The 13,235-nt window shown below is 60.6% G+C and carries 25 protein-coding genes; 7 read left to right on the top strand and 18 right to left on the bottom strand.

Annotated elements, in window-relative coordinates:
• Window position 1: 1 nt before the first annotated feature.
• From H7849_RS11740 to H7849_RS11820, 17 genes are all read right to left on the bottom strand, one after another.
• The gene (locus H7849_RS11740; RefSeq protein ID WP_186746711.1) at window positions 2–178 is read right to left on the bottom strand and encodes a hypothetical protein; all 177 of its coding nucleotides are present in this window, start codon (window positions 176–178) and stop codon (window positions 2–4) included.
• On the bottom strand, window positions 175–825 hold the full coding sequence (locus H7849_RS11745; protein ID WP_186746713.1) for a hypothetical protein: 651 nt from the start codon (window positions 823–825) through the stop codon (window positions 175–177). The genes H7849_RS11740 and H7849_RS11745 overlap by 4 nt, the downstream gene beginning before the upstream one ends.
• Complete coding sequence (locus tag H7849_RS11750) at window positions 825–1,361, bottom strand: Lrp/AsnC family transcriptional regulator (protein WP_186746715.1); 537 nt, start codon at window positions 1,359–1,361, stop codon at window positions 825–827. Before H7849_RS11750 ends, H7849_RS11745 begins: the two co-directional genes overlap by 1 nt.
• Window positions 1,358–1,588: a hypothetical protein gene (locus H7849_RS11755; protein ID WP_186746717.1), complete on the bottom strand. Its 231-nt coding sequence runs from the start codon at window positions 1,586–1,588 to the stop codon at window positions 1,358–1,360. Before H7849_RS11755 ends, H7849_RS11750 begins: the two co-directional genes overlap by 4 nt.
• Window positions 1,585–1,869: a hypothetical protein gene (locus H7849_RS11760; protein ID WP_186746718.1), complete on the bottom strand. Its 285-nt coding sequence runs from the start codon at window positions 1,867–1,869 to the stop codon at window positions 1,585–1,587. Before H7849_RS11760 ends, H7849_RS11755 begins: the two co-directional genes overlap by 4 nt.
• Window positions 1,866–2,336, bottom strand: a complete 471-nt coding sequence (locus H7849_RS11765) for a hypothetical protein (RefSeq protein ID WP_186746719.1) — start codon at window positions 2,334–2,336, stop codon at window positions 1,866–1,868. The genes H7849_RS11760 and H7849_RS11765 overlap by 4 nt, the downstream gene beginning before the upstream one ends.
• Complete coding sequence (locus tag H7849_RS11770; protein WP_186746720.1) at window positions 2,336–2,536, bottom strand: hypothetical protein; 201 nt, start codon at window positions 2,534–2,536, stop codon at window positions 2,336–2,338. Before H7849_RS11770 ends, H7849_RS11765 begins: the two co-directional genes overlap by 1 nt.
• Window positions 2,533–2,775: a hypothetical protein gene (locus H7849_RS11775; protein ID WP_186746721.1), complete on the bottom strand. Its 243-nt coding sequence runs from the start codon at window positions 2,773–2,775 to the stop codon at window positions 2,533–2,535. The genes H7849_RS11770 and H7849_RS11775 overlap by 4 nt, the downstream gene beginning before the upstream one ends.
• Window positions 2,775–3,044: a hypothetical protein gene (locus tag H7849_RS11780; protein WP_186746722.1), complete on the bottom strand. Its 270-nt coding sequence runs from the start codon at window positions 3,042–3,044 to the stop codon at window positions 2,775–2,777. Before H7849_RS11780 ends, H7849_RS11775 begins: the two co-directional genes overlap by 1 nt.
• Complete coding sequence (locus H7849_RS11785) at window positions 3,044–3,238, bottom strand: hypothetical protein (protein ID WP_186746723.1); 195 nt, start codon at window positions 3,236–3,238, stop codon at window positions 3,044–3,046. The genes H7849_RS11780 and H7849_RS11785 overlap by 1 nt, the downstream gene beginning before the upstream one ends.
• The gene (locus H7849_RS11790) at window positions 3,235–3,717 is read right to left on the bottom strand and encodes an SH3 domain-containing protein (protein WP_186746724.1); all 483 of its coding nucleotides are present in this window, start codon (window positions 3,715–3,717) and stop codon (window positions 3,235–3,237) included. Before H7849_RS11790 ends, H7849_RS11785 begins: the two co-directional genes overlap by 4 nt.
• The gene (locus H7849_RS11795) at window positions 3,714–4,265 is read right to left on the bottom strand and encodes a hypothetical protein (RefSeq protein WP_186746725.1); all 552 of its coding nucleotides are present in this window, start codon (window positions 4,263–4,265) and stop codon (window positions 3,714–3,716) included. The genes H7849_RS11790 and H7849_RS11795 overlap by 4 nt, the downstream gene beginning before the upstream one ends.
• Window positions 4,262–4,504, bottom strand: coding sequence for a hypothetical protein (locus H7849_RS11800; RefSeq protein ID WP_186746727.1), 243 nt, complete (start codon window positions 4,502–4,504; stop codon window positions 4,262–4,264). Before H7849_RS11800 ends, H7849_RS11795 begins: the two co-directional genes overlap by 4 nt.
• Window positions 4,504–4,716 carry a hypothetical protein gene (locus H7849_RS11805; protein WP_186746729.1) on the bottom strand — a complete coding sequence of 71 codons (213 nt, stop codon included), beginning with the start codon at window positions 4,714–4,716 and terminating at the stop codon, window positions 4,504–4,506. The genes H7849_RS11800 and H7849_RS11805 overlap by 1 nt, the downstream gene beginning before the upstream one ends.
• Window positions 4,707–5,771, bottom strand: coding sequence for an AAA family ATPase (locus tag H7849_RS11810; protein ID WP_186746731.1), 1,065 nt, complete (start codon window positions 5,769–5,771; stop codon window positions 4,707–4,709). Before H7849_RS11810 ends, H7849_RS11805 begins: the two co-directional genes overlap by 10 nt.
• Complete coding sequence (locus tag H7849_RS11815; RefSeq protein ID WP_186746732.1) at window positions 5,768–7,882, bottom strand: Mu transposase C-terminal domain-containing protein; 2,115 nt, start codon at window positions 7,880–7,882, stop codon at window positions 5,768–5,770. Before H7849_RS11815 ends, H7849_RS11810 begins: the two co-directional genes overlap by 4 nt.
• Window positions 7,883–7,991: 109 nt before the next feature.
• The gene (locus tag H7849_RS11820; protein ID WP_186746734.1) at window positions 7,992–8,486 is read right to left on the bottom strand and encodes a hypothetical protein; all 495 of its coding nucleotides are present in this window, start codon (window positions 8,484–8,486) and stop codon (window positions 7,992–7,994) included.
• 14 nt (window positions 8,487–8,500) lie between these two features.
• On the opposite strand from H7849_RS11820, the gene H7849_RS11825 reads away from it, so the two are divergent.
• The 5 genes from H7849_RS11825 (at window position 8,501) to H7849_RS11845 (ending at window position 11,959) form a co-directional block, all read left to right on the top strand.
• The gene (locus tag H7849_RS11825; protein WP_186746736.1) at window positions 8,501–9,532 is read left to right on the top strand and encodes a helix-turn-helix domain-containing protein; all 1,032 of its coding nucleotides are present in this window, start codon (window positions 8,501–8,503) and stop codon (window positions 9,530–9,532) included.
• A gap of 622 nt (window positions 9,533–10,154) precedes the next feature.
• Complete coding sequence (locus tag H7849_RS11830; RefSeq protein WP_186746738.1) at window positions 10,155–10,706, top strand: glycoside hydrolase family 73 protein; 552 nt, start codon at window positions 10,155–10,157, stop codon at window positions 10,704–10,706.
• 103 nt (window positions 10,707–10,809) lie between these two features.
• The gene (locus H7849_RS11835; protein WP_186746739.1) at window positions 10,810–11,469 is read left to right on the top strand and encodes a hypothetical protein; all 660 of its coding nucleotides are present in this window, start codon (window positions 10,810–10,812) and stop codon (window positions 11,467–11,469) included.
• Between the two features lie 3 nt (window positions 11,470–11,472).
• Window positions 11,473–11,754 carry a hypothetical protein gene (locus tag H7849_RS11840; RefSeq protein WP_186746741.1) on the top strand — a complete coding sequence of 94 codons (282 nt, stop codon included), beginning with the start codon at window positions 11,473–11,475 and terminating at the stop codon, window positions 11,752–11,754.
• Window positions 11,755–11,764: 10 nt separating this feature from the next.
• Window positions 11,765–11,959 (top strand): hypothetical protein, encoded by a 195-nt coding sequence (locus tag H7849_RS11845; protein WP_186746743.1) that lies wholly within the window; start codon window positions 11,765–11,767, stop codon window positions 11,957–11,959.
• Window positions 11,960–12,086: 127 nt separating this feature from the next.
• Here the strand turns inward: H7849_RS11845 and H7849_RS11850 are convergent, their stop codons facing one another.
• Window positions 12,087–12,317 (bottom strand): hypothetical protein, encoded by a 231-nt coding sequence (locus H7849_RS11850; protein ID WP_186746744.1) that lies wholly within the window; start codon window positions 12,315–12,317, stop codon window positions 12,087–12,089.
• A gap of 80 nt (window positions 12,318–12,397) precedes the next feature.
• Between H7849_RS11850 and H7849_RS11855 the strand changes: the two genes are divergently transcribed.
• Window positions 12,398–12,907, top strand: a complete 510-nt coding sequence (locus tag H7849_RS11855) for a hypothetical protein (RefSeq protein WP_186746746.1) — start codon at window positions 12,398–12,400, stop codon at window positions 12,905–12,907.
• Between the two features lie 6 nt (window positions 12,908–12,913).
• The gene (locus H7849_RS11860; protein WP_186746748.1) at window positions 12,914–13,234 is read left to right on the top strand and encodes a hypothetical protein; all 321 of its coding nucleotides are present in this window, start codon (window positions 12,914–12,916) and stop codon (window positions 13,232–13,234) included.
• Window position 13,235 lies beyond the last annotated feature (1 nt).

Raw genomic sequence — 13,235 nt, forward strand, 5'->3', positions numbered from 1 at the left:
CCTATCGTTCCCCCTCTATTAGCCCATCAACCTCGTCGATCATGTTCTGAACGCTATTGTTGATCTCCTCCGACGCTTCCACGTCGTCGTCCTGTTGCTGGCAGGCGACCACAAGAGCACGCAGCTCGCCCTTCGCACGTTCCCACTGGATCAAGGTTGCCGTATCCACTTGCATCATGCCGCCTCTTCTTTCTTTGGCCGAATCGTCAGAGTTCCGATGCTGGGATTGAGCATCCCTTTGAGCCACGCTTCGTCGGCCAAGCGGAAGCGGTACTCGTCCATGTGATCCCAGAGAAAGCGCTGGACTGAGGCTTCTGTGATGCGGCCCTCGCGCACAACGAGCCAGCCGCGCGCGATCCACGTCGAGATGCGGTTGTGGTGCACGCCGAGCAGCTCGCCCAGCAGGCGCGTGCTGTAGCCGTCGAGGACCTGCACGCCGATGCCAAGAGTGTGCAGCTTGCACTTGATGGCATACGGCGAACGGCGCATCACCTTCGCCATCTTGCGCAGCGGCATCTCGCCGGCCAACCCACGCGCCTGCTCGATCTCCTCGTCGCTCCACTTGCGCGGCATGAGCAGGATCAGGCGCATCTTCTGCGCGCGTTGATTGAGGACATGGCGCGGATAACTGAAGGTGTTGCTCAGGCGCGTCAGTTCGCGCGAGAGCTGCGTCTTGTTGCGGGCGATCCGGTATGCCTGGCGCAGCTGGTCGTCCATCTGCGACGTCCAGGGATAGCGGATCACCTGATAGGTGCGCAGCCGGCAGCCACGGCACAGGCCGTCTTTGGCCTGGACAGTTTCGCCGGCGCACTTGGCGCAAAGCATCAGCACGCCTCCAGCTGGGCCTGCAGGATGGCCTTGATACCGATGGCCTTTTCTTCAGGAGAGAAATAGCCCCACACGAGATCCATGCGTTCGGGAGTCAGGGATACGCTGATCGTCTGCGGTTGGGTTTGCGTAGCTGCCGGCGTTCCGTCGACCGTCATGGTGGTCGACGACGAAGCCGTCACGGCGGCGGTCTTCTTAGCGCGGGTGCCCGGTTTCGCGGTGCTCCGGATGCCGTGCTGTTTGCGGATGTAAAACACCGTTCCATCCTTGACGCCGAGCCGACGTCCAAGCTCAACATTCGAGATCGATGGATCGGCAGCGATGATCTTTTGCTTAATGTCATCGGTAGTGCGTATCACGTTTTCCTCCAGTTGTGCGACGGCCGCGTGGGCCGGCGCTGATTGTGATTGCTGTTTGTTTTTGCAAGGCTCGCCAGCATCGCAAGCCCAGCAGATGGGATCGTCGACGGCATAGAGATCGGCGCGGCAGCAGCCGCAATCTATGCACATCGTTCCCAGGGGAGGTGTTTTCATCGGTGGCTCCTTGCTGTGCGTTCTTCCTTGAGGTAGTCGCGGGCTTCGGACCATGCCTCGACGTAGCCTTCAGAGAACGATCGATAGAGCGCCTGCTGCAGCTCGCGGGGCAGTGAAAAATAGCAGCGCCGGCAGAAGGACTGTTTCTTGACCTTTGTGGATCCGCATTCGCATTGCGTGGAGAACAACTGATCCCACGCTTCGGTTTCGAGACTGTGATCGCTCAACGCGCTCTCCTCCTTCTGCGAGCTGCCTTCTTGGCGGCCTTGCTTCTCGCGATGGAGCGAGCAATCGCTTTCTGCGGATCGGCATTGAACTCGTCGATGCGGCGGCCGAGGCTGACAATCCGTCCCGTCTTCTTCGCCCTTGCGATGATCTCCAGTCGCTCCGCTTCATCCAGGCATAAGACCCGGAGATAGCCGCGCGCCATCGTGATCAGCGCATCCTTGCTGAGCTTTTCCAGCTCATAGTAAGAGCGCTCTTCCGGCAGATAGCACCAGTAATTCACTGCTGCCCTCCGCTGTGTGTCTCCTCTTCGATCGAGAGCTGGCCGCGCAGCTCAAGAATGGCGCGCGTGCCCACGAACACCTGGGCGCGCTTGAACATGGCAATTCCCTCTTCGATGTAAGGCCGCGCGGTGTCCAGCGCTTCCTCGTCGCTCATCACCAGGTAATAGCCACCGTCAGCGCCGTCGCGCGACGCGCCGATCTGCAGCTTGAAGTCGACGACCAGGCTGCGCACCATGTCCTTCACGAAGCGGGCGCTCAGATTCAGGCGCGATGAGATTTCGCTGATCTTGATTGCCTTGGAACGTCCGCGACGATAACGCAACAGCTCAAGAATGTGCCGCTGCTGCTCTGTGACGGGAAACTGCGTCCGGCCGCACAGCAGGTTCAGCACCTGCTGGTCGACCAGATCCTCGCGCTCCTGCATGAGCTGCTCCGGCGTCCTTGTCTCGAAGAGCGAGTTCTGCATTACCGCGCAGCCTTTCTGCCCGTGGCTTCATCGAGCGCCAAGCGCAGCGTGTGGGCCAGCTCACGCTTTGCAGCTTCGCCCATCTTTACGAATGCCTTCGCCGTCTCGCCATCCATGCGCCGAGCAGCGTTGGCGCACACGCGAATATCGAGAATGTGATTGTCGGCTTCGGCGAGTAGCCGCTCGATCTTGGCCGTCATTCCTGCCCCCCGAACAGCGAACGCTGTGGCGCGTGAGCCGGGCAGTAATCGCGATCGAAGCCAACGGACTTCGCGCACGCGTCGCAGATCGTGGCATCGCAGGTCTTTCCGTTGCCGGTGGGAAAGTCGCATAGCTTCGGAGCCGTCTTGCCGCAGAACTCGCATGCAGGAAGGCGCGGCTCTCTGCAATTGATGAGGAAGACGTGCCCCTGTTCGTCAACGTAGGGATGGCAAGGCATTAGTTCATTCCCTCCAAGGTGTGTACCTGCTGAAAGGTTTTTCCCTGATAGCGCGCGTGCGCCTGGTCGAGGCCATCTGCGATACTGCGGAGCTTCTTAGCGAGTTCGCCGAAGCTCACGTCTCCGCCTGGAACGCAGACGCCCTGCGTAGGGGTAATCACGACTACGAGGTTGGCGCGATACTCGATGCCCAGTAGCTGGGCCGCCCGATCGAGGGCCGTGATCTGATCAGGCTGGACGCGTGACATTTTGCCGTCATCATTTGCCATCAGCGGCCTCCTGCTTTCTTGGCGCATGCTGGGCACAGATCGCGCAATATGCCGCTGTCGAGCGTCTTGCGTCGCCAACCAGCGCGCTTCGCGTGGGACCTCATCTCCGCTGGAGTGAAGATCGCGGCATCATAGGTCGGCTCGTCGTGCACTCTGCAGGAGTCGCAATAGAGCTGCATGATCTTGACGATCATCGGGCGGCCTCTTTCTCGATCTGCTCTTCGAGCGGCTCCCAGAACTTGTTGAACAGCTCAGCCTTTATCAAGTGGTCGAGCGATTCCCACCATGCGTCGAGAGCAGCCTCAGAGACGCGCACGTCGAACTTGACGGGTTCGCGATGCTGTTTGCCCACGTCGGGATACTTGCGGTCAAGCAGATGCTCGGTGGACTCGATCATGCTGCGGAACGTGCCTCTGGTCTGCGTAATAAAAGCGCGGCCCTTCGGCGTGATGGTCCAAAAGCCCCACGCCGGCAAGGAGCCTTCCGGTGCTTCCAGGCGCATATATTCGGCGTTCATCAGGAAGATGAGCGCCGCCTCGATATTGTCGACAGGCATCGGGAACTGATTTGCGGCGAAGTAGCGCTCGAAGTCTGCCACTACGAGCGGATGAGACTCAGAGCTGCACAGGGCGGCAAATTCGAGCACCATGCGTTGCGCGTGCGAGAGCGTCATTGCGCGCCGCCTTTCTGAAACCCCACAGACGAAGACCTGTCCGTGGGGACCCCGTTCTTCGCCTTCTTCGCCGGCTTTGCCGGATCGGCGAGGACAACCTTGAGCGATGGCTTCTTGGCCTTGACGCTGATGCACCGGCCCCACAGGTTCAGGACCTTTTCAGCCAGGCGTTTCGGCAGGCTCTCGCTCTTGAGCGCGGACTCCGCGCCTTCGACGACTTCATACTTCGAGCGCAGCGTGAAGAGCTTGGGGAAGAACGCACCGTGCCCGTTGGCGTCGAGCGCCTCTCTGAGCGTCTCTACGCGCTCATCGTTGATGGTGAGCGTGTCGCCCCTGGTGACGGTCAGCTCAGCGAGCTTGCCTGTGAGCCGGCGCGATTTCTCCGCATACGGCGGAACAATGCCGTGCTCGGTGACCATCGCGACCGCTTCCTGCTCGATGGATTCGAACTCCGCCTTCTTTTGGGCGAGAGCCTCTTTGGCGTCCTGATAGCGCTTGGCGAGCGCATCAACAACTTCCGGTTCTGGCCGGATAAAGGTCTGATTCATGCTGCCTCCGTAGTTTGGTGAAGTTGAGAATCGAGCCAGCGCGAAAGCCGCGTGTGCGCGCAACCCTGTCCGCAGATGTGCTCGATTGCGAGATCCTGTGAACGGCCTTCATACATGGCGCCTTCCGCGCCAAAGCCGATGCCTGGAGCATCAATGCGGCGCACGGCTACCAGCCAGCTCTCGCCATCCTTCTTTTGCTGGCCGCAGACGTCGCAGGTGACTTGGGTCGTGATCGCCATCAGCGCACCACCTGGGCAATGCGGCCGTCGAAAAGGGCCGGCAGAAGTTCGCAAGCGAGCCAAAGCACCGCGAAGATAATCGCAGTGATCGCGAGGCGGTCAGCGGCGCGCATGCGCCTCCGCGCGGCGAGGCTGACGGTGATATCCACGTCCTGCTTCTGGCGCGCGACGACGATCGCACCCTCGCGCTGCATGAAGATGTCTACGCGCATGCTTCCTCCTCACACCCCGTCGACGTGGACCTGTCGACGGGGACCCCGATCTTCGCCGCGTGCGCCTGGCTGATCTGGTCAAGCGCGTTGGTGAGCGTGCGGATGTTGATGTAGGTGCGGGCCTTCTCAAACGCGTCCTTGGTGGTGGCCTGCTTCATCAGGCCTTCGATCAGGGCGTTGCGCCTGGCTTCCGGCATGGGCGCGAGCAGATGGCCGATCTCACGCAGGATGATTCCCTCTGCCTCTTGCGGCTGCAGGCCGGGCAGCTTGACCTTGGCGATGATGCGCGAGTTCCATTGTTCGAGCGTCGCCGAGAAGCGATCGAACTTCTGCTTCAGATCGTGCGACCCGGCGAAGAGCAGCGAGAAGAACGGCGGCTGGTCGAGCAGCTCGCGCAGCACCTCGAAGCACTCGATCTCAAGATGCTGCGCCTCATCCACGACCAGGAGCGTGCGGCGCGTCTGAAAGTCGAAGCGCAGGTTTGAGAGCATGCGGTCTATGTCGTTGCCGGCATGGGAACCGCAGGCGATGCACACGCGGCGGATCAGATCACGGGGCCGCAGGTTCTGCCGCGCGTAGACGTAGTAGGCGCGCTGGCCGTGGCCGTTCTTGTGCAGCTCTTCCTGGTTGAGCCTTGCGACCTCATGCTCCAGCACAAAGCTCTTCTGCGATCCCGGCGGCGCGTACACCATGTAGGCCACCGGCTTCGGCAGCAGCTTCTGAAAGGTCTCGCGGATGGTGCGGACGTTCGCGGTGTCGTACAGCTCGCCCGAGACCCGCTGCGGCGGTTCGATGGGATGCGTCTCGATGAAGTGCTTGACCGCCTTGCGGACGCGAATGTCGGTGCGGCCAACGTTGTAATAGCGGTTGTCGAGGAAGAAACGCAGCGTGACGCCGGAATAGTTGATGCGCCGGGCAAAGTCATCCACCTTCAGGCCCGTGCGCCCAAGATAATCGAGCAAGAGCGCGCGAACGCTGTCGCTCTCCTGCTGCATGGTCGCAAGCGCGTCCATGCGTTCGTAAGTTGCTTCGTTTTTGACCGTGCGGCCTTTCACTTCAGAGCCTCCAGAAAGTTCTGTGCAATATCGGCTGCCGATGGGGGAGCGGCTGCTTCGGGATCAGGTTTGAGTTTTGGAGCGCGATGCGTGAGCGTCGCTTCCACGATGGGTGAAACCTTCGTCCGTTCGGCCAGCATCTCGACCGGCGTGCGCGCGCCATTGGACCGGGCCGTGCGCGCGATGCCTTCGAGCAGGTTGCGCGCCGACTTTTCAAGGTGGCGGCGGTCGGCCATGCTCTGGCCGATCTGCTGCTGGATCTCCGGATCAGCGGGATTGAAGCCGAGCATCTGCTCTTCGCGCGCCCAGCAGAGGAAGTGACCGTCCTGGTCGAGGATCGCGACGCCTTCGGTGTCGTTGGGGTCGTATGCGACCAGGACATCGCGCTCATTCATCTCATGCAGCACGTCGCGCGATTCAGCGTCGTAGTACGTGTAGCGGCGCTTGTTCAGCTCAATCGAGCACTCGCGCACCTTGCGGCGTGTCTGCTCAGCCAGCAGCAGCGCGAGATCCCGCTCCGAGGGCATTGGCCGCGACTCGTCCAGGCGGTCCTGCTCGAAGACCTGGGCGGGCGTGCGACCATCCATGCCCTCACCCTCGTGCACGCGATGGTGGTACTCGTCAATCCAGGCCATGCAGGCCGCGATGAAGTAGCTGGCCGGCGGATGGAACGACTCATTGGCGCGCCCCTGCTTCACCAGCTTGCGGTGCAGCTCCATCGCTGCTGTTGTGGCATCCGGGCGGAGATGTGGAGCGCCGCCGGTGTAATTCTGGAACCACTGCTTGTCGAAGCGCTCATGCAGCGTGCGGAAGAAGCGCTCAACATGCTTCGACTGCGGATGACGCACGATGCAGTGCGTGACCTTCATCTGCAGCCGGCCGAGAATACCGATCTCGTCGAGCCAGCGCGTCTCGTTTGCCCACCACTCCTGCTCGTCGACGGCGGTCTTCGCCAGGTATGCCGGCATCGCGCCCTTGGCGACCTTGCGATAGTCCTTGCCGTTGTCGCAATAAAAATGCTCACAAGCCCCATGCCGCAGCGCCGCGCGGCGCAGGGCCGTCGCAATCGAGCGGGAGCTGCCTTCCCAGCACCAGCTCGCTCCCACGACATAGCGCGAATGGAAGTCGAGCAGGCAGGTGAAGCGCAGGCGGATCGGCGTTCCGTAGGGCGCTTCCGGAAAGCAGTCGTTCATGACCTCGACGTCGTGGATCATGTGATCGCTGACCCATATCTGGTTCGAGGCGACATCGGCGTAATGGCGGCTGATGTAGGGCGACATCCGCTCCTGGTAGGCGCGGCGGCCTTCGCGGGCATACGCCTTCAGGTACGGAGGCGCGCTGGCCAGCCAGGCGCGGACTGTTTCATAGCTCGGCAGATCGTCGCCGAGGCCGAGCATCTCCGCATCCTGCTGGATGGCTTCGTGGCAGACGCGGTAACTCTGCTGGCAGATGAGGTGGAGATATGCGGCCAGGTGCGCAGCTTTCTCGTTGTGGGCGAACCAGCGCGACGTGTTCTTGTCGCTGCGCTGCTTGTCGGCGAGCGCGGGAAATCCGCCGGCGCGATAGCGCTGGATCCAGGTCTTCAGCGTGCGCTCCGCGATGTCATGCGTCTCGGCCTGGTACATCAGCAGGCGCGTCGGCGATGTGACTGGACGGCCATCTTTCAGCCGCAGCGAAGCGTAGCGGCCCGGATCGTCGCCAAATTCGAGGATGGGCTTCAGGATTCCGAGGCGCTGCTCGGCCTGCGCCTGGTCCTCGGGATCGGGCAGCGTGATGCGGTGCTCGTCCGTGGGGGAGGGCAGGCTGGTGAAGAGCAGGGACTGATTGGGTATCAATCCTCCGGCTGATTCACCAGCCTGCAGCTTTCGCCCGTCGCCGGAGACCCCGATCTTGCCGCGTGCTTCGGCGGGAAGCGATGCGGCAAGATATTCGCGAACTTTGCGGCCATTGGGCGCAGTGCGGTCAGAATCGCGAGCGATGAGGCCCGAGACATTCCGGAAGAATGTCCGGCGCGACCATCCCGTCGCGGTCATCACCTGCTCCGCTGTGAGCCATTCCGCTGCGCTCGATGACGGCAGCAGATAGAGGCTCGTGGCCGGTTGCGCGCTCATTAGCGGATGGCTCCAAGCACGACGGTGATGGCGTTGGTGACCATCTGCATCAGCCAGTGGATGACGAAGAAGGCGGCGACGAGGTTGAAGAGAAAGAAGACAGCGGTTTTCATAGGTCCACTCCTGAAAGGCGCTTTTCGAGCCTTTCGACTTCCTGCGCTGCCCGCTTCTGCCGCAGATATTCGCGGCCAAGTTCGAGCAGCTCATATTCCGTAGGGGTGATCACATGCAGGCCGGCGCGCTGCACGCGACACACGAGCAATGCGTCATCGCCTGTGGCCTGGCAGAAGGCACGGTCCCAGGCAGCTGGCCAGCGATGCAGCTGGTTGGCATCGGCCGTGAAAGAGTTCAGCATGCGCTCGGTTACACGTACGCCGAGCAGCAAGGTCATCTCGTCGGCGATCTGTTCCCGGCTCTTGCTGCAGCCCTTAATGGCGTGAGCTATGGACTCCCGGACAAGAGAGTCATCGTTGTAGCCAGCGGGATCCAATCTGCGGCGCTCGAAATTCAGCGCGGCCTGTCCGCCGTTGCGGATTCTTGACTGTGAATTCTGCAATGACTCGGAGGAGTCGGGTCCCGCATGCTGCGTCCATGCACTTCTCACGCAGCGCGCTCCCCTTGTTTCCGCTCGAATTTGGCGACGAGCTGGTCAATGCGGGCGAATTCGGCGTGGAGGGCCGATTCAACTCGCGTAGACCGCCTGTTTCCGTTTGCTACTTCGGAGACGTGCTGGCGTCCAATACCAAGTTGGCGAGCAATGCGGCTGTAAATTCCGGTGGTGAGCTTCTTTCGATAGACGGAGGAGTTCATATATTCTGCAAGAGGCGGGACAAGTCATCGCGTGGCAGCGTCCCGCCTGAAAACCAAGAATATAGCCGCTGGAATAAATTGGTCAAGAAGAAAATAGCCAAGGTTATGTTACCGGAGGTGTCTTTAGGCATAGGCACCCGCCTTCGTGCCATCCGGAAGGGACGAGGATTGAATCAGACCCAATTGGCCGCGTTGCTCGGGGTGAAACAACCCACGGTCGTGAAATGGGAAAAGGGCGTCATGAAGCCCTCGCCCGCAATACTTTTAAAAATTTCTGAGCTGGTATCGGAGGGAAGTGAGCGCCAGTGGTGGCGCGATCAGGCGGCTAAACAGGCTGGCTTCATGGAAGGTGCAGAAGTTGACGTTACCGGCGTAACGTTACCCACAGCGAGTCCATTCCGTATTATTCCACTTATAAAGAATCCCTTAAAAATAGGTGACTTGGGCCAAATGGATGTTGCTGAAATTCAAGAAAACCTGCACCTGCCTAATCATTGGTTCTCCGAAGGTGGAACAATTCGAGCCGTAACCATTCACAACAACCCGTTATCTCCCCTGATCGCTGGAGACCACATTGCGATCATCGATGTAAGCCGTCGCGATGCAGACCGCCTTGCCGGGTGTGTGGTCGCCGTCAGAACCGTAACTGGAATCGATGTTCGCATGCTCCAGAAAGATCGCAATGTGTACTTTCTCAAACCATTGAACGAAGCGTCTGGACAATCTGTTCGCGTTCTCAAGCACGACGGCGAAGACAGCATCGTCGGACAGGTGCTCAAGTGGATCGCGGATGCGCCATCGTCAGAGCAGGCTCCGCGCAAGACAACGAAACGAACGTAAGCCACGACCGCAGCGGCGAGAGCGAATGCTCTCGCCGCTGTTTCGATTCGGCATTCCCCCGCCAATCAGAAAGACTGTTCATTCATGCCAAAATGTGTTTATTGTGGTCAGTGGGCGGGACTATTTGTAGATCGACACCCTGCCTGTGCTGAAGGACAGACGCCTGCGTCAGCCGTCTAGCGCGCTCTTCGGCCAGATTTAAGCTCCCGCCTCGTACTATTTAATCCCCTCTTCCGCATTTTCCGCACATGCCGCGCGTGCCGCAGAGCGCAGCGAAGCTGCGCCCTATGCTCCACCTAGACCAGAACGGTCATGGCACTGCGAATCGGCCAATCCCATTGGAAAGGATGATCGCGGCGGGCCAGAGCGGACGGCATAAGTCCCGGACCAGATTTGAATCTGCTGACGCGCATGTCGCCCGCTAAGCGACGGAGCAGCACACGGTCAGCAGATAGCAAATTGCTCCGGGCAGCAGTCTAGGGCCGTTCCGCTGGGAGGGACTGATGCGGCCAATTCTCTGCTCCAACTGTGCGCGCGTATTCCGCCAAAAAGGCGTGACCCGTATCTTGCGCGCCATCGTCTTTCAATTCTGCGGACGTTGCTGGACGGACCGCCGCGCTGAGTGCGAAGCATTCGCGCGTGGAGTCGCCTGCCCTGCGGAGGTGGCCGGATGAACCAGCTGCAGTCTGATTTCCTCCGCAATACGGTGACCGCCGCGCAGTACACGCAGAAGACCTATGGCGTGCCCGCGTCGATCACGCTGGCCCAGGCGATTCTCGAATCGGGATGGGGCAAGTCGTCGCTCGCGCAGAAGTGCAACAACTTCTTCGGGGTGAAGGCCGTTGCCCACGCGACGCCGGACACCTATGAGGAATTCCCCACCATTGAGTTCGTCGACGGCCGCAAGACTTCGGTGATGGCGCAGTTCGCGAAGTATCCATCGCCAACGCTGGGCTTCGCCGCGCACGCTCGCCTGCTTGCACTGGCGGAGCGGTACAAGCCGGCAATGGCGTGCCGCAGCGATGTGGAGATGTTTGCCGAGCAGCTGCACCGCTGCGGCTACTCCACGAATCCGAACTATGCCGCGAGCCTCATGGTGCTGGTGAAGGAGTTCGATCTTACGCAGTACGACATCCAGCCGGATCCGGCCGCGCCCGCTGCGGAGGTTGCGTAATGGGAAATCCTCCGATCTTCATCGTCAAGCTCGCAACTCAGACGAAGGGCGGCGCACATCGCGATGTGACTGGCTTCTACCAGCGCAAGAAAGGTAGCCGCAAATGACCACCGCACACAAGATCACGCTGGCGGTCGCGCTCGCCTTACTTGTCGTGTTGGGATACGTCGGGCATGAGTGGCTCCAGGAGCACGACGCGCGCATGCAGGCTGAGTCTGTCGCGAAGTCCGCAGATAAAGACAAGCAGCAGGCCGCGCAGCAGATCGACGCGATCCAGAAGCGCATGGACGCGCGCGACACCGCTGACGCCAAGCAGCAGTCGCAGACGGCGGACCTGATCAAGAGCGTGCAGACGTTGGCGCAAATCAAGCAGCAACTGCCGCAGTACATCACACTGCCGTCTGCGCCGCAGCAGATCACGGCGCAGCAGGCGAGCACGATCAATGCTGCCAAGCTTCCCGATGCGCCTACCGTCCAGGCGGGAGACTTCATGGTCTCGCAGGCGGATGCCAAGCCCGTGTTCGACAAGCTGGCGCAATGCAGCGCCGATGAACAGTCGCTTTCGACTTGCAAGGCCGATCGCGACGATGAGCATACGCAGCTCGCCGCCTCGCAGAGGCAGCTGGCGGACGAGCAGAAGGAGTCTGCTGCCTGGGAGAAGGCGGCCAAGGGCGGAAGCCTGTTGCACCGCCTTGCTATCCACGCGCGCGATATCGGCATCGGTGCTGCGGTCGGTTACGCGGCCGCGAAAGCGAGTAAGTGAGCGATGGTCGACATCAGCGGCTGGGAACGAAAGTTCTTCCGGTCAATGCTGGCCGAGAGCGACGGCACCGTGTCCAGCACGCGCTGCATGATCGCGCTGGTCGTGATGTTTTCCCTGGGATGGATTACCGGCCTTCTGCTGAAGGTGCGCAAGCCGGTGACCCTGGGCGAGGTTCAGAGCTTTGTCGGCACGCTGACGGTGTTCGTGACATCGATTTGCGGCACGCTGTACGGCATCAATCGCGTGACAGATGTGGTAGGCAACCGGGCGCAAAAGCCCGAATAAAGGAGGAAGCATGTTGTTAGCTGGGTTCGCATTACTCGCCGGCGTTGTGCTCGGCATTTTCGCATCGCATATTTTCGGGTCCACGGTCACCACCGAGATCAAGACCTACATCGAGAAGCTGCTGCAGGGGATCGAGACCCGCATCAGCGAGAAGATCGCCGGCGTGGAGCAGGCGGTTACGGGCGCAGCGAAAGTTATCCACTGAGAGAGATTCGGGCCGGAGGCTAACCGGCCAAAGGCCCGAATACTCGAAATGCCGTAGGAGCCGTTTTAAGGCGTCGGCGGAAAAAGCGAGGCGTCGGTACGACGATAGCCCGTGGTAATTATTGTCGCTATTTATCTGCGCGATTGCGATGGGCTGGAAAATCTTTTCGGATGGCAGATTTATGAGGATGGTCGAACTGATCGAAAAACGGTTGGCCTTGAAGAAGGAACAGGCCGAGATTTTCTGGCTCCTGGGCAGCTTCAGTTCCGACCCGAAACGGCTCGCTGAATATACGGGCCGTCACGAGAAAGAAATCTGGCGCATTTTGAATAGGCTGAGAGCAAAGATCGGCGCTCAAACTCTGAAAGACTTGGCAGCCTATGCAAGGGTTGCAGTGCAGCAGAAGGTTGGGCCATTGACAAGGAGCAAAAACGGCAGATGACGGTCCTCGGTTTGGGTGCTCATGGAGACGCAGGCACAAATGTTCGCGTCGGCTTCCGTCAGGGAATTTTCCGGCACATCAGCCTGGTCCTGAGCGGCGCTGGCGGAACGGCTGTGGTGCTGAGCGGCTACGAGCTGCTGGAGCATCAGCCGGATAAATCATTCGCGCTGCTCCAGGCGTGGGGACCGTGGTTCCTGATTGCGCTCTTGGCGATCATCACCGTCGGCGGCATTCTCACCGGCTTTGGCAACCTGTTGCGCGACGGTTTCTCCATGATGGCCGAGAGCGTGAAGCAAAGCGCCGAGGCGTCGACGCGCACAGCGGATGCTTTGACCAGGCTCGCCGACCAGGGCGGCCGCCAGTACGAAGAGGTGCAGCGGCTGGCGATTTACGCGGCGCGGGAATTCCCGAACGTGTACGAGCGCTTCGACCGGCAGGATGAAGTCCTGCGCGACTTAACTGCTTCGATCCAGCAATTGCACGCGAAGCTTACCGATGGAGGCTGAGGGGCCATGAGCGCGGAACACGAGCTGGTGCAAACAAGGCGGAAGCGCGGCATCGTGCTGAAGCTCGTGCGGCAGGGGCATGAGAAGCAGCTCTCCCGCATGGACGATTTTGAAGTGTGGGCGATTCTGCAGGACCTCGGCATCAACCTCGGACGCGACCAGGTGCTGACGATGCTGCAGGACCTGCAGATTCTTTCGCTGCTCAGCTTCAAATCGCAGCACAACGAATTCAGCGGGCGCGTGGAGATCAAGCAGATCGAGCTGACCGCTGCGGGCATTGGCCTGGTGACCAGGCGCAAGAGCACCGACGACGTTTTATTCGACTGAG

The organism is Alloacidobacterium dinghuense (genome assembly GCF_014274465.1).
GTDB classification, from domain to species: Bacteria; Acidobacteriota; Terriglobia; order Terriglobales; family Acidobacteriaceae; genus Alloacidobacterium; species Alloacidobacterium dinghuense.

What these genes read in the sequence shown, in the direction of transcription:
- H7849_RS11795 (WP_186746725.1), bottom strand. Translation starts at nt 4,265, where the DNA reads ATGAATCAGACCTTTATCCGGCCAGAACCGGAAGTTGTTGATGCGCTC.
- H7849_RS11815 (WP_186746732.1), bottom strand. Translation starts at nt 7,882, where the DNA reads ATGAGCGCGCAACCGGCCACGAGCCTCTATCTGCTGCCGTCATCGAGC.
- H7849_RS11770 (WP_186746720.1), bottom strand. Translation starts at nt 2,536, where the DNA reads ATGACGGCCAAGATCGAGCGGCTACTCGCCGAAGCCGACAATCACATT.
- H7849_RS11790 (WP_186746724.1), bottom strand. Translation starts at nt 3,717, where the DNA reads ATGACGCTCTCGCACGCGCAACGCATGGTGCTCGAATTTGCCGCCCTG.
- H7849_RS11750 (WP_186746715.1), bottom strand. Translation starts at nt 1,361, where the DNA reads ATGAAAACACCTCCCCTGGGAACGATGTGCATAGATTGCGGCTGCTGC.
- H7849_RS11860 (WP_186746748.1), top strand. Translation starts at nt 12,914, where the DNA reads ATGAGCGCGGAACACGAGCTGGTGCAAACAAGGCGGAAGCGCGGCATC.
- H7849_RS11785 (WP_186746723.1), bottom strand. Translation starts at nt 3,238, where the DNA reads ATGATCGTCAAGATCATGCAGCTCTATTGCGACTCCTGCAGAGTGCAC.
- H7849_RS11805 (WP_186746729.1), bottom strand. Translation starts at nt 4,716, where the DNA reads ATGCGCGTAGACATCTTCATGCAGCGCGAGGGTGCGATCGTCGTCGCG.
- H7849_RS11740 (WP_186746711.1), bottom strand. Translation starts at nt 178, where the DNA reads ATGATGCAAGTGGATACGGCAACCTTGATCCAGTGGGAACGTGCGAAG.
- H7849_RS11845 (WP_186746743.1), top strand. Translation starts at nt 11,765, where the DNA reads ATGTTGTTAGCTGGGTTCGCATTACTCGCCGGCGTTGTGCTCGGCATT.
- H7849_RS11745 (WP_186746713.1), bottom strand. Translation starts at nt 825, where the DNA reads ATGCTTTGCGCCAAGTGCGCCGGCGAAACTGTCCAGGCCAAAGACGGC.
- H7849_RS11835 (WP_186746739.1), top strand. Translation starts at nt 10,810, where the DNA reads ATGACCACCGCACACAAGATCACGCTGGCGGTCGCGCTCGCCTTACTT.
- H7849_RS11840 (WP_186746741.1), top strand. Translation starts at nt 11,473, where the DNA reads ATGGTCGACATCAGCGGCTGGGAACGAAAGTTCTTCCGGTCAATGCTG.
- H7849_RS11855 (WP_186746746.1), top strand. Translation starts at nt 12,398, where the DNA reads ATGACGGTCCTCGGTTTGGGTGCTCATGGAGACGCAGGCACAAATGTT.
- H7849_RS11775 (WP_186746721.1), bottom strand. Translation starts at nt 2,775, where the DNA reads ATGCCTTGCCATCCCTACGTTGACGAACAGGGGCACGTCTTCCTCATC.
- H7849_RS11800 (WP_186746727.1), bottom strand. Translation starts at nt 4,504, where the DNA reads ATGGCGATCACGACCCAAGTCACCTGCGACGTCTGCGGCCAGCAAAAG.
- H7849_RS11765 (WP_186746719.1), bottom strand. Translation starts at nt 2,336, where the DNA reads ATGCAGAACTCGCTCTTCGAGACAAGGACGCCGGAGCAGCTCATGCAG.
- H7849_RS11780 (WP_186746722.1), bottom strand. Translation starts at nt 3,044, where the DNA reads ATGGCAAATGATGACGGCAAAATGTCACGCGTCCAGCCTGATCAGATC.